This is a genomic window from Streptomyces sp. NPDC041108 (genome assembly GCF_055592645.1).
This window is the reverse complement of sequence record NZ_JBVIYK010000010.1, coordinates 1-17,361: the sequence shown is the minus strand read 5'-3', so window position 1 is coordinate 17,361 and position 17,361 is coordinate 1. Positions and strand designations below refer to the sequence as shown.

The 17,361-nt window shown below is 72.5% G+C and carries 16 protein-coding genes; 11 read left to right on the top strand and 5 right to left on the bottom strand.

All coding sequences use genetic code 11. From position 1 onward, the window contains the following. The first annotated feature begins 22 nt into the window (after positions 1-22). Positions 23-751, top strand: coding sequence for a TrmH family RNA methyltransferase (locus tag ACZ6BB_RS26425; protein ID WP_471617863.1), 729 nt, complete (start codon positions 23-25; stop codon positions 749-751). Positions 752-777: 26 nt separating this feature from the next. Here the strand turns inward: ACZ6BB_RS26425 and paaN are convergent, their stop codons facing one another. Beyond that, positions 778-2,490: a phenylacetic acid degradation protein PaaN gene (gene paaN, locus ACZ6BB_RS26420; RefSeq protein WP_471617657.1), complete on the bottom strand. Its 1,713-nt coding sequence runs from the start codon at positions 2,488-2,490 to the stop codon at positions 778-780. A gap of 212 nt (positions 2,491-2,702) precedes the next feature. Here paaN and ACZ6BB_RS26415 point away from each other — a divergent pair, with 212 nt between their 5' ends. Both ACZ6BB_RS26415 and ACZ6BB_RS26410 read left to right on the top strand, forming a co-directional pair. Continuing rightward, positions 2,703-4,220 (top strand): 3-hydroxyacyl-CoA dehydrogenase, encoded by a 1,518-nt coding sequence (locus tag ACZ6BB_RS26415; RefSeq protein ID WP_471617656.1) that lies wholly within the window; start codon positions 2,703-2,705, stop codon positions 4,218-4,220. After that, positions 4,217-4,807: a TetR/AcrR family transcriptional regulator gene (locus ACZ6BB_RS26410; protein ID WP_471617655.1), complete on the top strand. Its 591-nt coding sequence runs from the start codon at positions 4,217-4,219 to the stop codon at positions 4,805-4,807. Before ACZ6BB_RS26415 ends, ACZ6BB_RS26410 begins: the two co-directional genes overlap by 4 nt. A 93-nt stretch (positions 4,808-4,900) precedes the next feature. Here ACZ6BB_RS26410 and ACZ6BB_RS26405 read toward each other — a convergent pair whose 3' ends face one another. Beyond that, the gene (locus ACZ6BB_RS26405; protein ID WP_471617862.1) at positions 4,901-5,386 is read right to left on the bottom strand and encodes an Lrp/AsnC family transcriptional regulator; all 486 of its coding nucleotides are present in this window, start codon (positions 5,384-5,386) and stop codon (positions 4,901-4,903) included. A 189-nt stretch (positions 5,387-5,575) separates the two neighbouring features. Between ACZ6BB_RS26405 and pdhA the strand changes: the two genes are divergently transcribed. The 6 genes from pdhA (at position 5,576) to ACZ6BB_RS26375 (ending at position 12,625) form a co-directional block, all read left to right on the top strand. Then, the gene (gene pdhA / locus ACZ6BB_RS26400) at positions 5,576-6,712 is read left to right on the top strand and encodes a pyruvate dehydrogenase (acetyl-transferring) E1 component subunit alpha (protein ID WP_471617654.1); all 1,137 of its coding nucleotides are present in this window, start codon (positions 5,576-5,578) and stop codon (positions 6,710-6,712) included. Beyond that, positions 6,709-7,713, top strand: coding sequence for an alpha-ketoacid dehydrogenase subunit beta (locus ACZ6BB_RS26395; protein WP_471617653.1), 1,005 nt, complete (start codon positions 6,709-6,711; stop codon positions 7,711-7,713). The genes pdhA and ACZ6BB_RS26395 overlap by 4 nt, the downstream gene beginning before the upstream one ends. After that, positions 7,713-9,062: a dihydrolipoamide acetyltransferase family protein gene (locus ACZ6BB_RS26390; RefSeq protein ID WP_471617652.1), complete on the top strand. Its 1,350-nt coding sequence runs from the start codon at positions 7,713-7,715 to the stop codon at positions 9,060-9,062. The genes ACZ6BB_RS26395 and ACZ6BB_RS26390 overlap by 1 nt, the downstream gene beginning before the upstream one ends. Positions 9,063-9,175: 113 nt before the next feature. Then, positions 9,176-10,069, top strand: coding sequence for an NTP transferase domain-containing protein (locus ACZ6BB_RS26385; protein WP_471617651.1), 894 nt, complete (start codon positions 9,176-9,178; stop codon positions 10,067-10,069). Next, entirely contained in the window at positions 10,066-11,421 is a 1,356-nt protein-coding gene (locus ACZ6BB_RS26380; RefSeq protein WP_471617650.1) for a molybdopterin molybdotransferase MoeA, read from the top strand. Before ACZ6BB_RS26385 ends, ACZ6BB_RS26380 begins: the two co-directional genes overlap by 4 nt. Before the next feature lie 112 nt (positions 11,422-11,533). Further along, positions 11,534-12,625: a potassium channel family protein gene (locus ACZ6BB_RS26375; RefSeq protein ID WP_471617649.1), complete on the top strand. Its 1,092-nt coding sequence runs from the start codon at positions 11,534-11,536 to the stop codon at positions 12,623-12,625. A gap of 62 nt (positions 12,626-12,687) precedes the next feature. Here ACZ6BB_RS26375 and ACZ6BB_RS26370 read toward each other — a convergent pair whose 3' ends face one another. Beyond that, positions 12,688-13,536 (bottom strand): ABC transporter permease, encoded by an 849-nt coding sequence (locus ACZ6BB_RS26370; protein ID WP_471617648.1) that lies wholly within the window; start codon positions 13,534-13,536, stop codon positions 12,688-12,690. Then, a complete protein-coding gene (locus ACZ6BB_RS26365; protein ID WP_471617647.1) occupies positions 13,533-14,564 on the bottom strand; it encodes an ATP-binding cassette domain-containing protein in 1,032 nt (343 codons plus the stop codon). Before ACZ6BB_RS26365 ends, ACZ6BB_RS26370 begins: the two co-directional genes overlap by 4 nt. Before the next feature lie 444 nt (positions 14,565-15,008). Between ACZ6BB_RS26365 and ACZ6BB_RS26360 the strand changes: the two genes are divergently transcribed. Beyond that, positions 15,009-15,989, top strand: a complete 981-nt coding sequence (locus tag ACZ6BB_RS26360; protein ID WP_471617646.1) for an NAD(P)H-quinone oxidoreductase — start codon at positions 15,009-15,011, stop codon at positions 15,987-15,989. Positions 15,990-16,121: 132 nt separating this feature from the next. Here ACZ6BB_RS26360 and ACZ6BB_RS26355 read toward each other — a convergent pair whose 3' ends face one another. Continuing rightward, entirely contained in the window at positions 16,122-16,541 is a 420-nt protein-coding gene (locus ACZ6BB_RS26355; protein ID WP_471617645.1) for a hypothetical protein, read from the bottom strand. Between the two features lie 179 nt (positions 16,542-16,720). Here ACZ6BB_RS26355 and ACZ6BB_RS26350 point away from each other — a divergent pair, with 179 nt between their 5' ends. Next, complete coding sequence (locus ACZ6BB_RS26350) at positions 16,721-17,263, top strand: bacterial proteasome activator family protein (protein ID WP_318813088.1); 543 nt, start codon at positions 16,721-16,723, stop codon at positions 17,261-17,263. Positions 17,264-17,361: the final 98 nt, after the last annotated feature.

The window sequence follows — 17,361 nt, the reverse complement described above, 5'->3', positions numbered from 1 at the left end:
CGGCCGTCCGGCGGGTGACCCGCTGCGCGTCTGGCGGCGTCTCGCCGACACCGCCGTCCTGCTCGACGGTTTCCACGCGCTCAAGCACGCCGTCCGCTTCGGCGCCGAGGTGTCCGTGGCCGTCACCGCCGACCGTACGGCGGCCCTCGCCCTCGCCGACGATCTGGCCCCGGACGTACGGGACCGGCTCGCGGACCTCCTTCAGGAGGTCCCGGAGGAGACGTACCGGGCGCTCGTGCCGCGCCCGCACCCCACCGCCGTCGCCGCGCTGGCCGTGCGCCCCTCGCGCGCGGACCATCTGGCGGCACTCGCCCGCACCCCGCGCGCCGCCCCCGTCGTCGTCCTCGACAACCCGCGCAATCTGGGCAACGCAGGGGCGGTGATCCGGCTGGCGGCGGGGTTCGGGGCGACCGGCGTGGTCACCACGGGCACCCTGGACCCCTGGCACCCCACGGTCGTGCGGGGCGGGGCGGGGCTGCACTTCGCCACCGCGGTCGAGCGCCTGGAGGTGGCCGACCTGCCTCCCGGGCCGCTCTTCGCGCTGGACCCCGAGGGCGACGACATCCGGGGTCTGAAGCTCCCGGACGACGCCGTCCTCGCGTTCGGCTCGGAACGCAGCGGTCTGTCGGCCGGGCTGCGCGCCCGTGCCGACCACCTGCTGTCACTCCCGATGCGCCCGCAGGTCTCCAGCTACAACCTGGCGACCAGCGTGGCGATGACGCTGTACCACTGGAGCGCGGGCTCCTTCTGAGGAGGCGCGCGCCCCGGCCGGACGCCCTACCGGAGCGTCTCGCTGCGGACCTCGACCACCCGGAACCGGTTGGCGACGAAGGCTCCGTCGCACAGGGCCGCGTTCGCCGCCGGGTTGCCGCCGGACCCGTGGAAGTCCGAGAAGGCCGCCGTCTGGTTCACGTACACCCCGCCCGTGAGGTTCAGCGACAGCTGCGCGCACTCCTCCAGGCAGACCTCCTCGACGGCCCCGGCCACCTCGTCGGAGGTCGTGTACGCGCCGACGGTCATCGCGCCCTTGTCGCCGATGGTCCGGCGCAGCAGCTCCAGCCCTTCCGCGGCCGAGTCGACGGCGACGGCGAACGACACCGGCCCGAAGCACTCGCTCAGGTAGGCGGCCTCGTCCTCCGCGCCCTCCCAGTACTTCCGCGCGCCGTCGAGCTTCACGATCACCGGCGTCCGGACGACAGCGTCGGGGAACTCGGGGTTGGTGATCTCCCGTGAGGGGAGGGCGACCTCGCCGAGCGACGCGGCTGCTTCGAGGCGGGACTTGACGTCGGGGTTCACGATCGCGCCGAGCAGCGCGTTCGCGCGCGCGTCGTCGCCCAGCAGACCGCCGACCGACCGGGCGAGATCGGCGACGACCTCGTCGTAGGACTTGGGGCCCTGGTCGGTGGTGATGCCGTCGCGGGGGATGAGCAGGTTCTGCGGGGTGGTGCACATCTGGCCGCTGTAGAGGGACAGGGAGAAGGCCAGGTTGGAGAGCATGCCCTTGTAGTCGGCGGTGGAGTCGATCAGCACGGTGTTGACGCCGGCCTTCTCCGTGTAGACCTCCGCCTGGCGGGCGTTGGCCTCCAGCCAGTCGCCGAAGGACGTCGAGCCTGTGTAGTCGATGATGCGGATCTCGGGGCGGGTGGCCAGGTCCTTGGCGATGCCCTCGCCGGGGCGCTCGGCGGCCAGCGCGACCAGGTTGGGGTCGAAGCCGGTCTCGGCGAGCACCTCGCGGGCGACCTGGACGGTGAGGGCGAGCGGCAGCACCGCGCGCGGGTGGGGCTTCACCAGGACCGCGTTGCCGGTGGCGAGGGAGGCGAACAGGCCCGGGTAGCCGTTCCACGTCGGGAAGGTGTTGCAGCCGATGACGAGGGCGGTGCCGCGCGGCACCGGCTTGAACTTCTTGGTGAGCGCGAGCGGGTCGCGCTTGCCCTGGGGCTTGCTCCACTCGGCCGCGTCGGGGGTGCGGACCTGCTCCGCGTACGCGTACGCCACCGCCTCCAGGCCCCGGTCCTGGGCGTGCGGGCCGCCCGCCTGGAAGGCCATCATGAAGGCCTGGCCGCTGGTGTGCATGACGGCGTGGGCGAACTCGTGGGTGCGGTCGCTGATCCGCTTGAGGATCTCCATGCACACCGCCGCGCGCGCCTCGGCGCCCGCGTCGCGCCACGCGCGCCGGCCGGCCTTCATGGCGGGCAGCAGCGTGTCGAGGTCGGCGTGCGGATAGGTGACGCCCAGCTCGATGCCGTACGGGGAGACCTCGCCGCCCACCCAGTCGTCGGTGCCGGGCTGGCCGAGGTCGAGCCGGGTGCCGAGGAGGGCGTCGAAGGCCGCCTTGCCCTCGGCCATGCCCAGGCTGCCGTTCTCGCCGTACGCCTTGGGGTGCTCGGGGTGGGGCGACCAGTACGCGCGGGTGCGGATCGCTTCCAGCGCCTGGTCGAGGACGGGCCGGTGCTTGGCGATCAGGGCGTGCGCGGACGGTTCGGCGGCCATGCTGGACCAACTCCTCACGTCAAGGACTCTTCTCAGAGCTCTGACCTGGGCAGGAATGGATTCGAGGGTGTTCGGGGGGTGGCGTGAAGCGCCTTGTTCCATGCCAGTGGTGGGCGACGGATGGGCGGACAGAGTTAGAGTAACCGAACGATCGGTCGGGACAAGGGGGTCCGCCGTATCTGTGGACAACCCCGTGCGGGAGGATCGCGCACATGACAGGACTCGACCCCGGCAGCCCCGTGGCCGTCGTAGGCACCGGCACCATGGGCCAGGGCATCGCCCAGGTCGCACTGACCGCGGGCCACTCCGTACGAATGTTCGATGCTGTGCCCGGACGGGCACGGGAGGCCGCCGAGGCGATCGGCGCCCGGCTCGACCGGCTCGTCGCCAAGGACCGCATGACCGGCGCCGACCGGGACGCCGCGCGTGCCCGGCTGCACGCCGCCGAGCAGCTCGCCGACCTCGCGGACTGCGGTCTGGTCGTCGAGGCCGTCCTGGAGCGGCTGGACGTCAAGCAGGAGCTGTTCCGCGCGCTGGAGGACGTCGTCGGCGAGGACTGCCTGCTCGCCACCAACACCTCGTCCCTGTCCGTCACGGCCATCGGCGGCGCCCTGCGCAACCCGGGCCGTTTCGTGGGTCTGCACTTCTTCAATCCCGCGCCGGTGCTGCCCCTCGTGGAGGTCGTCTCCGGTTTCGCCACCGACGTCACCTCGGCCACGCGCGCGTACGAGACGGCCCGAGCCTGGGGCAAGACGCCGGTCGCCTGCGCCGACACCCCCGGATTCATCGTCAATCGCATCGCACGGCCGTTCTACGCCGAGGCCTTCGCGGTGTACGAGTCGCAGGCCGCCGAGCCCGTCACCATCGACGCGATCCTGCGCGAGTGCGGCGGGTTCAGGATGGGCGCCTTCGAGCTGACCGACCTGATCGGGCAGGACGTCAACGAGTCCGTCACCCACTCCGTGTGGCGGGCCTTCTTCCAGGACGTGCGCTTCACGCCCTCGCTGGCCCAGCGCCGGCTCGTCGAGTCCGGCCGGCTGGGCCGCAAGACGGGTCGGGGCTGGTACGACCACGGCGACGGCGCCGAGCGTCCCGAGCCGCACACCGCCGACCCGGTCCCGGCGCCCGCGTACGTGGTCGTCGAGGGCGACCTCGGCCCCGCCGCCGAGCTGCTCACGCTGATCCGGGAGGCGGGTGTCTCCGTCCGCGAGGACGAGGAGGACCACGGCACCCGGCTCGTCCTGCCGAGCGGTGGCCAGCTGGCCCTCGCCGACGGCCAGACCTCCGTGGAGTTCCGGGACGTCGTCTACTTCGACCTCGCGCTCGACTACCGCAGGGCCACCCGGATCGCCCTGTCCGCCTCCCAGGACACCTCGCCGCAGACCCTCGCGGAGGCGACCGGCCTCTTCCAGGCGCTCGGCAAGGACGTCAGCGTCATCGGGGACGCCCCCGGCATGATCGTCGCGCGCACGGTCGCGCGGATCATCGACCTCGCGCACGACGCCGTCGCCAAGGGCGTGGCCACCCAGGAGGACATCGACACGGCGATGCGGCTGGGCGTCAACTACCCGCTGGGGCCCTTCGAGTGGAGCCGCCGACTGGGCCGAAACTGGGCGTACGCCCTGCTGGACGACCTGCACCTGCGCGACCCCTCCGGGCGTTACGCGCCCTCGCTGGCGCTCTACCGCCACGCCTACGCCTCGGACAAGCGGGAGGGCACCTCCTCATGACGACCGCCAAGCGCGACACGTACACCCCGGAGACGCTGCTGTCCGTCGCGGTCCGGGTCTTCAACGAACGCGGTTACGACGGCACCTCCATGGAGCATCTCTCCAAGGCGGCCGGTATCTCCAAATCGTCGATATACCACCACGTCACGGGCAAGGAGGAGCTGCTGCGCCGGGCCGTCAGCCGGGCGCTCGACGGTCTCTTCGGCATCCTCGACGAGGAACCCGCGCGTGGGGGGCGCGCGGTGGATCGCCTGGAGCACGTCGTGCGGCGCATGGTCGAGGTGCTCATGGCCGAGCTGCCCTACGTGACCCTGCTGCTGCGGGTGCGCGGCAACACCGACACCGAGCGCTGGGCGCTGGAGCGGCGCCGCGACTTCGACCACCGGGTCGCCGACCTGCTGAAGGCCGCGGCCGCCGAGGGTGACGTGCGGCGCGACGTGGAGGTGCGGCTCGCGACCCGGCTGGTGTTCGGGATGATCAACTCGATCGTGGAGTGGTACCGGCCGGACGGGCGGGGCATGGGCGAACGGGAAGTGTCCGAAGCGGTGGCGCACCTGGTGTTCACGGGGTTGCGCGCCCCGGAGTGAGCGCATGCGGGGAGGCCGCGCGCGTCGTCGGCGGGCCCGCGCGCCCGTCGGGAGGCCCGGGTGCCCGCCGGGAGGTCCGGGTGCCCGGGCGGGTCACCCCTCCGGCTCCACGTCCTCCTCCTCGAACACCAGCAGGGTCCGGGTGCTGAGCACCTCCGGGATGGCCTGGAGCTTGGTGAGGACGACCTCGCGCAGGGCCCGGTTGTCCGAGGTGTGCACCAGGAGCAGGACGTCGTAGTCGCCGCCGACCAGCGCGATGTGGGCGGCGCCGGAGAGCTGGCGCAGCTGGTCGCGGACGGTGCGCCAGGAGTTCTGCACGATCTTGAGAGTGATGTAGGCCGAGGTGCCCTTCCCGGCGCGCTCGTGGTTCACGCGCGCCCCGAAGCCACGGATCACGCCGTCCTCGACGAGACGGTTGATGCGCGCGTAGGCGTTGGCGCGGGAGACATGGACGCGTTCGGCGACGGACCGTATCGAGGCGCGGCCGTCGGCCTGCAGCATGCGCAGGATGTCCTGGTCTATGGCGTCCAGCGGTCGAGGGGGCGGCAGCGTCGGGCCGGGCTCCGGCGGCTCGGCCATTTGTTCAGGTGCCATGTGCCCCTGCCTCCCTGCCATGGACGGACTGCGTTCATTCCAGGCTGTGCAGAACCGTTTGTCCACAGCCTGTGGGTGCCTGTAGCCAAAATGCGCCAACGACCGAACAATCGGTAGGTGAGACGCGTCACAACCGTGCCGCGTCCCTGAGCCACTCCCACGAGGAGGTGCCGTATGACGGTCATGGAGCAGCGGGGCGCGTACCGCCCGACACCGCCGCCCGCCTGGCAGCCCCGCACGGACCCCGCGCCGCTGCTGCCCGACGCCCTGCCCCACCGCGTGCTCGGCACGGACGCGGCGGCCGACGCCGACCCCGCGCTGCTGCGCCGGCTCTACGCCGAGCTGGTGCGCGGCCGCCGCTACAACACGCAGGCGACCGCCCTGACCAAGCAGGGCAGGCTCGCCGTCTACCCCTCCAGCACCGGCCAGGAGGCGTGCGAGGTCGCCGCCGCGCTCGTCCTCGAGGAGCGGGACTGGCTCTTCCCCAGCTATCGCGACACGCTCGCCGCCGTCGCCCGCGGCCTCGACCCCGTGCAGGCGCTCACGCTGCTGCGCGGCGACTGGCACACCGGCTACGACCCGCACGAGTACCGTGTCGCGCCGCTGTGCACCCCCCTCGCCACCCAGCTCCCGCACGCCGTGGGCCTCGCGCACGCCGCCCGCCTCAAGGGCGACGACGTGGTGGCCCTGGCCCTGGTCGGCGACGGCGGCACCAGCGAGGGCGACTTCCACGAGGCGCTCAACTTCGCCGCCGTCTGGCAGGCACCGGTCGTCTTCCTCGTCCAGAACAACGGCTTCGCGATCTCCGTCCCGCTCGCCAAGCAGACCGCCGCCCCGTCGCTGGCCCACAAGGCCGTCGGCTACGGGATGCCGGGCCGCCTGGTCGACGGCAACGACGCGGCGGCCGTGCACCAGGTGCTCGCCGAAGCCGTGGCCCACGCGCGCGCGGGCGGCGGTCCCACGCTGGTCGAGGCGGTGACGTACCGCATCGACGCCCACACCAACGCCGACGACGCGACCCGCTACCGGGGCGACGCCGAGGTCGAGACCTGGAGGGCGCACGACCCGATCGCGATCCTGGAGCACGAGCTGACCGAGCGCGGCCTCCTCGACGAGGACGGCATCCGGGCCGCCCGTGACGCCGCCGAGGCGATGGCGGCCGACCTGCGTGAACGCATGAACCAGGACCCGGTGCTCGACCCCATGGACCTCTTCGCCCACGTCTACGCCGAGCCCACCCCGCAGCTGCGCGAACAGGAAGCCCTGCTCAAGGCCGAGCTGGCGGCGGAGAACGAAGGGGCGCAGCCGTGACCACCGTCGCTCTCAAGCCCGCCACCATGGCGCAGGCGCTCAACCGTGCGCTGCGCGACGCCATGACCGCCGACCCCACCGTGCACGTCATGGGTGAGGACGTCGGCGCCCTCGGCGGTGTCTTCCGTGTCACCGACGGGCTCACCAAGGAGTTCGGCGAGGACCGGGTCACCGACACCCCGCTCGCCGAGGCGGGCATCCTCGGCACCGCCGTCGGCATGGCCATGTACGGGCTCAGGCCGGTCGTGGAGATGCAGTTCGACGCGTTCGCCTACCCGGCGTTCGAGCAGCTCATCAGCCATGTCGCCCGCATGCGCAACCGCACGCGCGGAGCGATGCCCCTGCCGATCACCATCCGTGTCCCCTACGGCGGCGGCATCGGCGGCGTCGAACACCACAGCGACTCCTCCGAGGCGTACTACATGGCGACTCCGGGGCTCCATGTCGTCACGCCCGCCACCGTCGCCGACGCCTACGGGCTGCTGCGCGCCGCCATCGCCTCCGACGACCCGGTCGTGTTCCTGGAGCCCAAGCGCCTGTACTGGTCGAAGGACTCCTGGAACCCCGAGGAACCGCAGGCAGTCGAGCCGATCGGCCGCGCGGTCGTGCGCCGCGCCGGCCGCAGCGCCACCCTCATCACCTACGGCCCGTCCGTGCCCGTCTGTCTGGAGGCCGCCGAGGCGGCCACGGCCGAGGGCTGGGACCTCGAAGTCGTCGACCTGCGCTCCCTGGTCCCCTTCGACGACGAGACGGTCGCCGCCTCGGTACGCCGGACCGGCCGCGCGGTCGTCGTGCACGAGTCCGGCTCCTACGGCGGTCCGGGCGGCGAGATCGCGGCCCGCGTCACCGAGCGCTGCTTCCACCACCTGGAGGCGCCCGTCCTGCGCGTGGCCGGGTTCGACATCCCGTACCCCCCGCCCATGCTGGAGCGGCACCATCTCCCCGGCGTCGACCGGATCCTGGACGCCGTGGGGCGCCTGCAGTGGGAGGCGGACAACTGATGGCCCAGGTGCTGGAGTTCAAGCTGCCCGACCTCGGGGAGGGGCTGACCGAGGCCGAGATCGTGCGCTGGCTGGTCCAGGTCGGGGACGTCGTCGCGATCGACCAGCCGGTCGTCGAGGTCGAGACGGCCAAGGCCATGGTCGAGGTCCCCTGCCCCTACGGCGGTGTCGTCACCGCCCGCTTCGGCGAGGAGGGCACGGAACTGCCCGTCGGCGCGCCCCTGTTGACGGTGGCCGTGGGGGCACCCGCCTCGGACGCCACCGCCGGTGAGGGCTCCGGCAACGTGCTGGTCGGATACGGCACCGGTGCGCCGCCGGCGCGCCGCAGGCGGGTGCGGCCCGGGGAACCGGTCCGGTCCGCCAAGCCCGCCGCGCCGCCGTCTCGGCACACCGTCGTCGACGCGGCCCCCGTCCCGGTCGCCGCTCCCGTGTGCCCGGACGGACCCGTGCCGGTCATCTCCCCGCTCGTCCGCCGTCTCGCCCGCGAGAACGGCCTGGACCTGCGGACGTTGCACGGCTCGGGCCCCGAGGGGCTGATCCTGCGGGCCGACGTGGAGCACGCGCTGCGGGCCGCCACGGCCCCCGCCACCGCTCCCGCTCCGGAGCCGGGGGCCGTCGCCGCACAGCCGGCCACGCGGCCCGCGCCCGCCGAGGCACCCTCCGCCACCCGCATCCCCCTGCGGGGCGTCCGGGGCGCCGTCGCCGACAAGCTCTCCCGGAGCCGGCGCGAGATCCCCGACGCCACCTGCTGGGTGGACGCCGACGCTACGGAACTGATGCGCGCCCGTACGGCGATGAACGCGGCCGGGGGCCCGAAGATCTCCGTCCTCGCGCTGCTCGCCCGGATCTGCACCGCCGCGCTGGCCCGTTTCCCGGAGCTGAACTCGACGGTCGACATGGAAGCCCGCGAGATCGTCCGGCTCGACCGGGTGCACCTCGGGTTCGCCGCGCAGACCGAACGCGGGCTGGTCGTGCCCGTCGTCCGGGACGCGCACACCAGGAACACGGAGTCGCTCACCGCCGAGTTCGCCGGGCTGACCGAGGCGGCACGGACCGGGACCCTGACGCCCGGCCAGCTGACCGGCGGGACCTTCACCCTGAACAACTACGGCGTCTTCGGCGTCGACGGCTCCACGCCGATCATCAACCACCCCGAGGCCGCCATGCTCGGCGTCGGCCGCATCGTCCCCAAGCCGTGGGTGCACGAGGGCGAGCTGGCGGTACGGCAGGTCGTGCAGCTCTCGCTCACCTTCGACCACCGGGTGTGCGACGGCGGCACGGCGGGCGGCTTCCTGCGCTTCGTGGCCGACTGCGTCGAACAGCCGGCGATGCTGTTGCGCACGCTCTGAGCAGCGGAGGTACCCGGCCGGGACCGATCGCCCACCCCGGCGGACCCGGCCGGGCCTGATCACGCGGTCTCCCCCACGTTCCCTGTGATCGTCGGGGCCCGCATACTCGGAGGGTGACCGCGTACGAGCCCCCGGGCGCCCCCGGTACCGAGTCGTTCGACGCCGTCGTGCTCGCCGGAGGCGCCGCGCGGCGGCTCGGCGGCGCCGACAAGCCCGCCGTGCGCGTGGGGGGCCGGGCGCTGCTCGACCGTGTGCTGACCGCCTGCGCCGGCGCCGGAACGACCGTCGTCGTCGCCGAACCCCGGCCCACCGCGCGACCCGTGCGGTGGGCCCGCGAGGAACCCCCGGGCGGCGGCCCGCTCGCCGCGCTGGGCGCCGGACTCCGGCACACCACCGCGCCCCGCGTCCTCCTTCTCTCCGCCGACCTGCCGTTCCTGGGGGAGGAGACGGTGGGGCGTCTGCTCCGTGCCCTCTCGGACAGTTCGGGCTCCGCCGACGGCGTCCTGGTCACCGACTCCGACGGCCGTGACCAGCCGCTCGTCGCCGTCTACCGGGCCGAGGCCCTGCGCCGGGAGCTGGCGCGGCTCGCCGTCGAGCACGACGGCCTCACCGGGCTCCCCCTGCGGCGGCTGACCGCCGCGCTGCGCCTCACCCGTATCACCGACCCGGTCGCGTCCTTCGACTGCGACACCTGGGACGACATCGCCGCCGCCCGCGCACGGATCAGGGAGCATGGCCACGTGTTGGATGAATGGATTTCCGCAGTCAAGGACGAGCTGGGGATCGACCTCGACGTCGACATCACCGAGCTGCTCGACCTCGCCCGTGACGCCGCCCACAGCGTGGCCCGGCCCGCCGCCCCGCTGACCACCTTCCTGATCGGCTACGCCGCCGCCCGGGCCGGGGGAGGTCCGGAGGCGGTCACCGAGGCCGCCCGCAAGGCGTCCGCCCTGGCCCTGCGCTGGGCCGAGGAGGACACACCCGACGCCGGACCGGACGCCGGATGACCGCCCAGGACGCCGAAGAGCTCGACGTGGAGGAGGCGCTGGCCGTGGCCAACGACAGAGCCGTCCAGGGGCCGAAGGAGCCCCGCACCTCCCGCGAGACCCCCGCGACGGGGCGGTCCGACGCGCACCGGACCAAGGGTGACTCCCCCCACCGGGCCACCTCCTGGCCCGAGGCCCGGGCCGTCGCCGAACGCGCCGCCCGCACGGCCGGCCGCCGGGCCCCCGTGTCGGTCACCCTCGACAAGGCGCTCGGACTCGTTCTCGCCGCGCCCCTGACCGCCCTCACCGACCTGCCCTCCTTCGACACCTCGGCCATGGACGGCTGGGCGGTGGCGGGCCCCGGCCCCTGGGCCGTGCGGGAGGAGGGTGTGCTCGCGGGGCACGCCGATCCCGGGCGGCTCACGGACGGGGAGGCGGTCCGGATCGCCACGGGTGCCCGTATCCCGCCCGACACCACCGCCGTCCTGCGCAGCGAGCACGGTCGCACCGACGACAAGGGCCGGCTGCATCCGATCAGGGACCTCGTCCACGGGCAGGACATCCGCCCCCGGGGCCAGGAGTGCCGCCACGGCGACCAACTGCTGCCGCTCGGCACGCAGATCACCCCGGCCGCGCTCGGGCTCGCGGCCGCCGCCGGGTACGACACGGTGAGCGTGCTCCCCCGCCCGCGTGTCGAACTGCTCGTCCTGGGCGACGAACTGCTCACCGACGGGCTTCCGCGCGAGGGCCTCATCCGAGATGCTCTCGGCCCCATGCTGCCGTCCTGGCTGCGGGCGCTCGGCGCCGAGGTCGTCGCCGTACGCAGCCTCGGGGACGACGCCGACGCCCTCCACCGGGCCGTGAAGAAGTCCTCCGCCGACCTCATCGTCACCACGGGGGGCACGGCCGCCGGGCCCGTCGACCACGTCCACCCCATCCTGCGCCGCGTGGGGGCCGAACTGCTCGTCGACGGCGTGAAGGTGCGCCCCGGGCATCCGATGCTGCTGGCCCGCATCAAGCAGGACCAGCATCTCGTCGGGCTGCCCGGAAACCCGCTGGCCGCCGTCTCGGGGCTGTTCACGCTCGCCGAGCCGCTGCTGCGCACCCTCGCCGGACGCCCGGCCCCGGAGCCGTACGCGGTGCCGCTGCGCGAGGGGGTGCATGGGCATCCGTACGACACCCGACTCGTTCCTGTCGGCCTGCGCGGGGACGACGCCGTGCCGTTGCACTACAACGGTCCCGCTATGCTCCGCGGAATCGCCACCGCCGATGCCCTTGCCGTCGTACCACCCGGCGGCGCCCGCCCCGGTCAGGAGCTGGAACTGCTCGACCTGCCCTGGGCGACGGCGGGGATCCAGGTGTGTTTCACGTGAAACGTCGGTATGGCCGACCGGCCGTAGGACCAACGGTGTTTCACGTGAAACAACGGGCCGTCGGGGGCGGAGTACAGCCAGGGGACGTACGTCGAAACGGGGAGTGTTTCACGTGAAACTGCCGGGCCAGGACGCGATCGCCCGCAACGCGGACGAGCGTCTGGTGACCCACCAGGTGAGGCTGCCGAGACAGGAGGTCGAGCGGCCGATCCGACAGGTCGGCAGGCGGCTGGCGATGGCCTTGTTCGTGCTGGTCGCGACCGCGTTCATCGTCTACGCCGACCATGAGGGGTACAACGACAACTCCGACGGTTCGGTGGATCTGCTCGACGCGTTCTACTACGCCACCGTCACCCTCTCCACCACCGGGTACGGCGACATCACCCCGGTCAGTGACGCGGCGCGGCTCACCAACATCTTCGTGATCACGCCGCTGCGTGTGCTGTTCCTGATCATCCTGGTCGGGACCACGCTGGAGGTCCTCACGGAACGCACCCGTGAGGAATGGCGACACAACCGCTGGAGGGCGGCCTTGAGGGATCACACCGTTGTCGTCGGCTGGGGGACGAAGGGGCGGTCGGCGATCCAGACCGTCTGCGCGACCGGGCTGAAGAAGGAGCAGGTCGTCGTCGTGGACCCCAGCTCCAAGGTCATCGAGGCCGCGAACGCCGAGGGGTACACGGGGATCGTCGGTGACGCGACCCGCAGCGATGTGCTGCTGCGGGCCGAGGCGCAGAAGGCGCGGCAGATCATCATCTCCACCGCGCGGGACGACACCGCCGTCCTGGTCACGCTGACGGCCCGCCAGCTCAACCGCCAGGCGAAGATCGTGGCCGCCGTGCGGGAGGAGGAGAACGCGCCGCTGTTGAAGCAGTCCGGGGCGGACGTCGTCATCACCAGTGCCAGCGCGGCCGGACGGCTGCTCGGGCTCTCCGTGCTCAGCCCGGCGGCCGGCATGGTGATGGAGGACCTCATCCAGCAGGGCAGCGGGCTCGACATCGCCGAACGGCCCGTCATAAAGGCGGAGGTGGGGCGCGGGGTGCGAGAGACGGAGGACCTGGTGGTCAGCGTGTTGCGCGGACATCGGGTGCTCGGCTACGACGATCCGTCCATCGGTGGACTCCAGCTGACGGACCGGCTCATCACGATCGTCCGTGCCACCCCGAGCACCAAGGTCACCCCCGAGACCAAGCACCTGCCGTAGGGGAAGCGAGAGGGTGGCCGCGGGGTACGGAAACCCCGGGGCCACCCTCTTGGCGTGATCGCCTACTTGCGGTTGTACAGCCGCATCGTGATCGGCCCGAAGACCAGCACGAACAGGGCGGACCAGCCCAGCGTCCAGGCGATCTCCGACGCGGGCCACTCGCCCGCCATCAACGCGCGGACCGCCGAGGCCAGATGGGTGACCGGGCTGTTGTTGACGAACGCCTGGAGCCAGCCCGGCATCGTGCTCGGGTCGACGAAGACGTTGGACAGGAAGGTCAGCGGGAAGATCACCATCATGCTGACGCCCATCACGGACTTCTCGGTGCGCAGCATCAGGCCGAACATCGTCCAGATCCACGAGAACGCGAACGAGAAGACGATGAGCAGCGCGACTCCGGCGACCACGCCCAGCACCCCGCCGCCCGGGCGGTAGCCGAGGATCATGCCGACGGTGAGCATCACCACGGACGCGATCGCGTAGCGCAGGGCGTCGCCCAGCAGATAGCCGACCATCGTCGACGGCCGCCAGATCGGCAGCGAGCGGAAGCGGTCGAACACGCCCTTCTCGATGTCCGTGTTGACGGAGACCCCGGTGTACATCGTGATCATCACGACCGACATCACCAGGATGCCCGGCAGCAGGAACTGGATGTACTCCTCCGGCGAGCCGGCCAGCGCACCGCCGAAGAGGTACGTGTACATCAGCACCATCATGATCGGGAAGGCGGTGACGTCGAAGAGCTGCTCCGGCACGTGCTTGATCTTGAGCATGGCCCGCCAGCCGAAGGTCAGCGACGCCGACAGCGCGCTGGGCCGCGGTGGCCGGTCCTTGGAGATGAGCAGCGCGGCGAGCGACTCGGCGCTGACGGGAGCGAGTTCCTTGTTCTCGGTGGTGGTCGCGGTGCTCATACCGCCGCCTCGTCCTTCGTCTCGGGGGCGTCGTCGGCCTGCGTGGCCGCCGCCTGGGTGTCGTGTCCGGTGAGGGCGAGGAAGACCTCGTCCAGGCTGGGCTGCCCCAGCGAGAAGTTGTCGACGGTGATGCCGGTGCGGGCCAGTTCGGCGAGTGCCCGGGCGGCCGCCTCGGCGGCGCCCTGCCCGTTGGCGGAGCCGCCGCCCACGCGCGCGGTCAGCGCCACCGGGTCCGGTTCGCGCTGCACGTCGGCGTCGAGGGCGAGCCGCAGCACCTCCTCCGCCTGCGGCCGCTGGGCCGCGTCCCGCAGCCGCAGATGGACGGAACCGGCGCCCACGGACGCCTTCAGCTCCCCCTTCGTGCCCTCCGCGATCACCTTGCCGTGGTCGATGACCGCGATCCGGGACGCCAGCTGGTCCGCCTCGTCCAGATACTGCGTGGTGAGCAGCACCGTCGTGCCTTGGGCGACCACCGCGCGCACGATGTCCCACACCTGGTTGCGGCTGCGCGGGTCGAGGCCGGTCGTGGGCTCGTCGAGGAACAGCAGGTCGGGCGTGTTCAGGATGGACGCGGCGATGTCGATACGGCGCCGCATGCCGCCCGAGTAGTGCTTGACCTGTTTCGCGGCGGCCTCGCTCAGTCCGAACGCCTCCAGCAGCTGCTCGGCGCGGAGCCGTGCGGCCGGTTTGCCGTGGCCGAGGAGGCGGGCGAGCAGCACCAGGTTCTCGGTGCCGGTCAGGTCCTCGTCCACGGAGGCGTACTGCCCGGTCAGGCTCACCCGGCCGCGGACCTCGTCGGCCTCCCGGACGACGTCGTGACCGAAGACGTGCGCCTCGCCCCCGTCGGGGCGCAGCAGGGTGGCGAGCATCTTCACCGTGGTCGTCTTGCCGGCGCCGTTCGGGCCGAGGACGCCGTAGACCGTGCCGGCCGGCACGGCCAGGTCGACGCCGTCGACGGCCCGGGTCTCGCCGAAGGTCTTCACCAGACCCGCGGTCTCGATCGCGAGGCCGGACGTCTGTGCGCTCATGTCTGAGATCCTTCCGCGTACGGGGCCCGTGTCCTGGGCTACGCAAAGGGAGACCACGGGGACCGCCGAAACTCATCGGTCGCCGCGCGAAAAGATGGGACCGCTTCGTACTCGTGTCGGAGCGGGTCTCGCGTCGCGTCCGCGCGGCACTGCAACCTTCACGGTCTCGCCGATGGGCCGGCTACGCATCCCTATTTCCGAAGGCGGGTTCCGAAGGCGGGTTCCGGAGGCGGGGGCCGAGGAGGCGGGTCGGCGGAAGGGGCGCGGGTGCGGGCTCCGAGGGAGGAGGACGCCCGCGCGAGATCGGCTGGGTGGGGGCGCTGCTCCGGGCCGTCGGCCGGCCGGGGCGGGGCGGGGGCGGGAGCGTGGTGGGGCTGGGAGCGGAGGCGTGAAGGTGTTGGTGCCGGGGACGCGGCCTGGAGGTCGGGGAGTAGCGTCCCCCTCATGCATGCGATCACGATTCCCGAACCCGGTGGACCCGAGGCCCTGGTGTGGGACGAGGTCCCCGACCCCGTACCCGGCGAGGGCGAAGTGCTCATCGAGGTGGCGGCGAGCGCGGTGAACCGTGCCGACCTGCTCCAGCGACAGGGGTTCTACGATCCCCCGCCCGGCGCCTCCCCCTACCCCGGCCTGGAGTGTTCCGGGCGGGTCGCGGAGATCGGGCCCGGGGTGGCCGGATGGAACGTCGGCGACGAGGTGTGCGCGCTGCTCTCGGGCGGCGGTTACGCGGAGAAGGTCGTCGCCCCGGCCGCCCAGCTGCTGCCCGTGCCCGCCGGTGTCGGCCTGACCGCGTCGGCCGCCCTGCCCGAGGTGACCTGCACGGTCTGGTCGAACGTCTTCATGGTCGCCCATCTGCGGCCGGGTGACACCCTTCTCGTGCACGGCGGCTCCAGCGGCATCGGCACCATGGCCATCCAGCTCGCCAAGGCCGTCGGCGCGAAAGTCGCGGTCACGGCCGGTACCGAGGAGAAGCTCGCCCGGTGCGCCGCCCTGGGGGCGGACACCCTGATCAACTACCGCGAGCAGGACTTCGTCGAGGAGGTCCGCAAGGCCACGGACGGCAAGGGCGCGAATGTGGTCCTCGACAACATGGGCGCGAAGTACCTCGACCGCAATGTCCGCGTGCTCGCCGTCAACGGCCGCCTCGCGATCATCGGCATGCAGGGCGGCATCAAGGGCGAGCTGAACATCGGCGCCCTTCTCGCCAAGCGCGCCGCGATCAGCGCGACCTCGCTGCGCGCCCGCCCCCGAGAGGAGAAGGCGGCGATCGTCGCCGCCGTGCGCGAGCACGTGTGGCCACTGCTCGACGGCGGCCATGTGCGTCCCGTCGTCGACCGCGAGATCCCCATGGACGACGCGGCCACGGCGCACCGGGTGCTGGAGGAGAGCGGCCACATCGGCAAGGTGCTCCTGGTCGTGCCGTAGCCGACGGAAACGACCGAGCCGCTCACAGGCCGGCCCGACCCCGTACGGATCCACCGACCCCGTACGGATCCACCGACCCCCTACGGATCCACCGACCCCGTACGGATCGACCGACCCCGTACGCCGCCCCGCTCAGTACCGCCGTATCCGCAGCCCGACGAAGGCCAGACCGAGGCCCACACCCATCAGGATGAGGCCGCTGCCGAGGGCCATGAACCGCAGGACGGGTTCCTCGGCGGTCGCGGCGTCGGCTCCGGGTGGAGCGGCGGGCGGGTGCGGGGCGGTGTCCGGGCCCGCCGAGGTACCGGTTCCCGGGCCGTCCGGTTCGGGGACCGGGTCCGAGGGTGTGTACGTGTCGTCCGGGGTCACGGGCCAGGCGTCCTGCCGCCCGGGCCGCTCCCGCCCCTCGCCCGCGCGGCTGCCGGCCCAGGAGGACGCGGGGTCGGGCTCGGCCGCGTGGACGGCCGGCACGGCCCCCGCCACCAGGACCACGAGCAGTCCCGTGACGGGGAGGAGTCCCGTCAGGCGCGTCGAGCGAAGCCAAGGAGCCACGCCCTCAGGCTCACACGCCCTCCGCCGCCCGGCATCTCGGCCCGAGGTGCCGGATCCACGCCGAATCAATGCCGGGTCCACGCCGGGCCTACGCCGGACGGCTCCCGCGTGAACGGTGGATCACCCTGTGTGGGGGGCACCAGCCCGGTGGGGTGGGGGCGTGGGAGACAATGAACGGCATGGAGATGCCGAGGAACGAACGGTCGCCCGAACAGCCCCAGATCCTGGTCGTGGGCCAGGACGGAATGGCGGTGGGCGGCGGAGGAGACGAGGACTCCCGAGAGGTCCCGGTGACGGAGATGGTGGAACAGCCCGCCAAGGTCATGCGCATCGGCAGCATGATCAAGCAGCTGCTCGAAGAGGTACGGGTCGCTCCTCTCGACGAGGCCAGCCGGGCCCGGCTGAAGGAGATCCACGCCAGCTCGGTCAAGGAACTGGAGGACGGCCTGGCGCCCGAGCTGGTCGAGGAGCTGGAGCGGCTCTCCCTGCCCTTCATGGACGAGGTGATCCCGAGCGACGCGGAGCTGCGGATCGCGCAGGCCCAGTTGGTCGGCTGGCTCGAAGGTCTCTTCCACGGGATCCAGACGACGCTGTTCGCCCAGCAGATGGCCGCCCGGGCCCAGCTGGAGCAGATGCGCCGCGCGCTGCCGCCCGGCGTCGGCGGCCACGAGGGCGACGACGACCCGCGGACGATCGGCCGTTCGGGAGGCCCGTACCTCTAGATCATTAGTTCCGATGTGGCTCAGTGGTCGTAGGCGGTCAGGGACCTGGTGATGGGTGCGCCGATGGTGCGGTTGTGCCAGATCGCGCAGGTCATCGC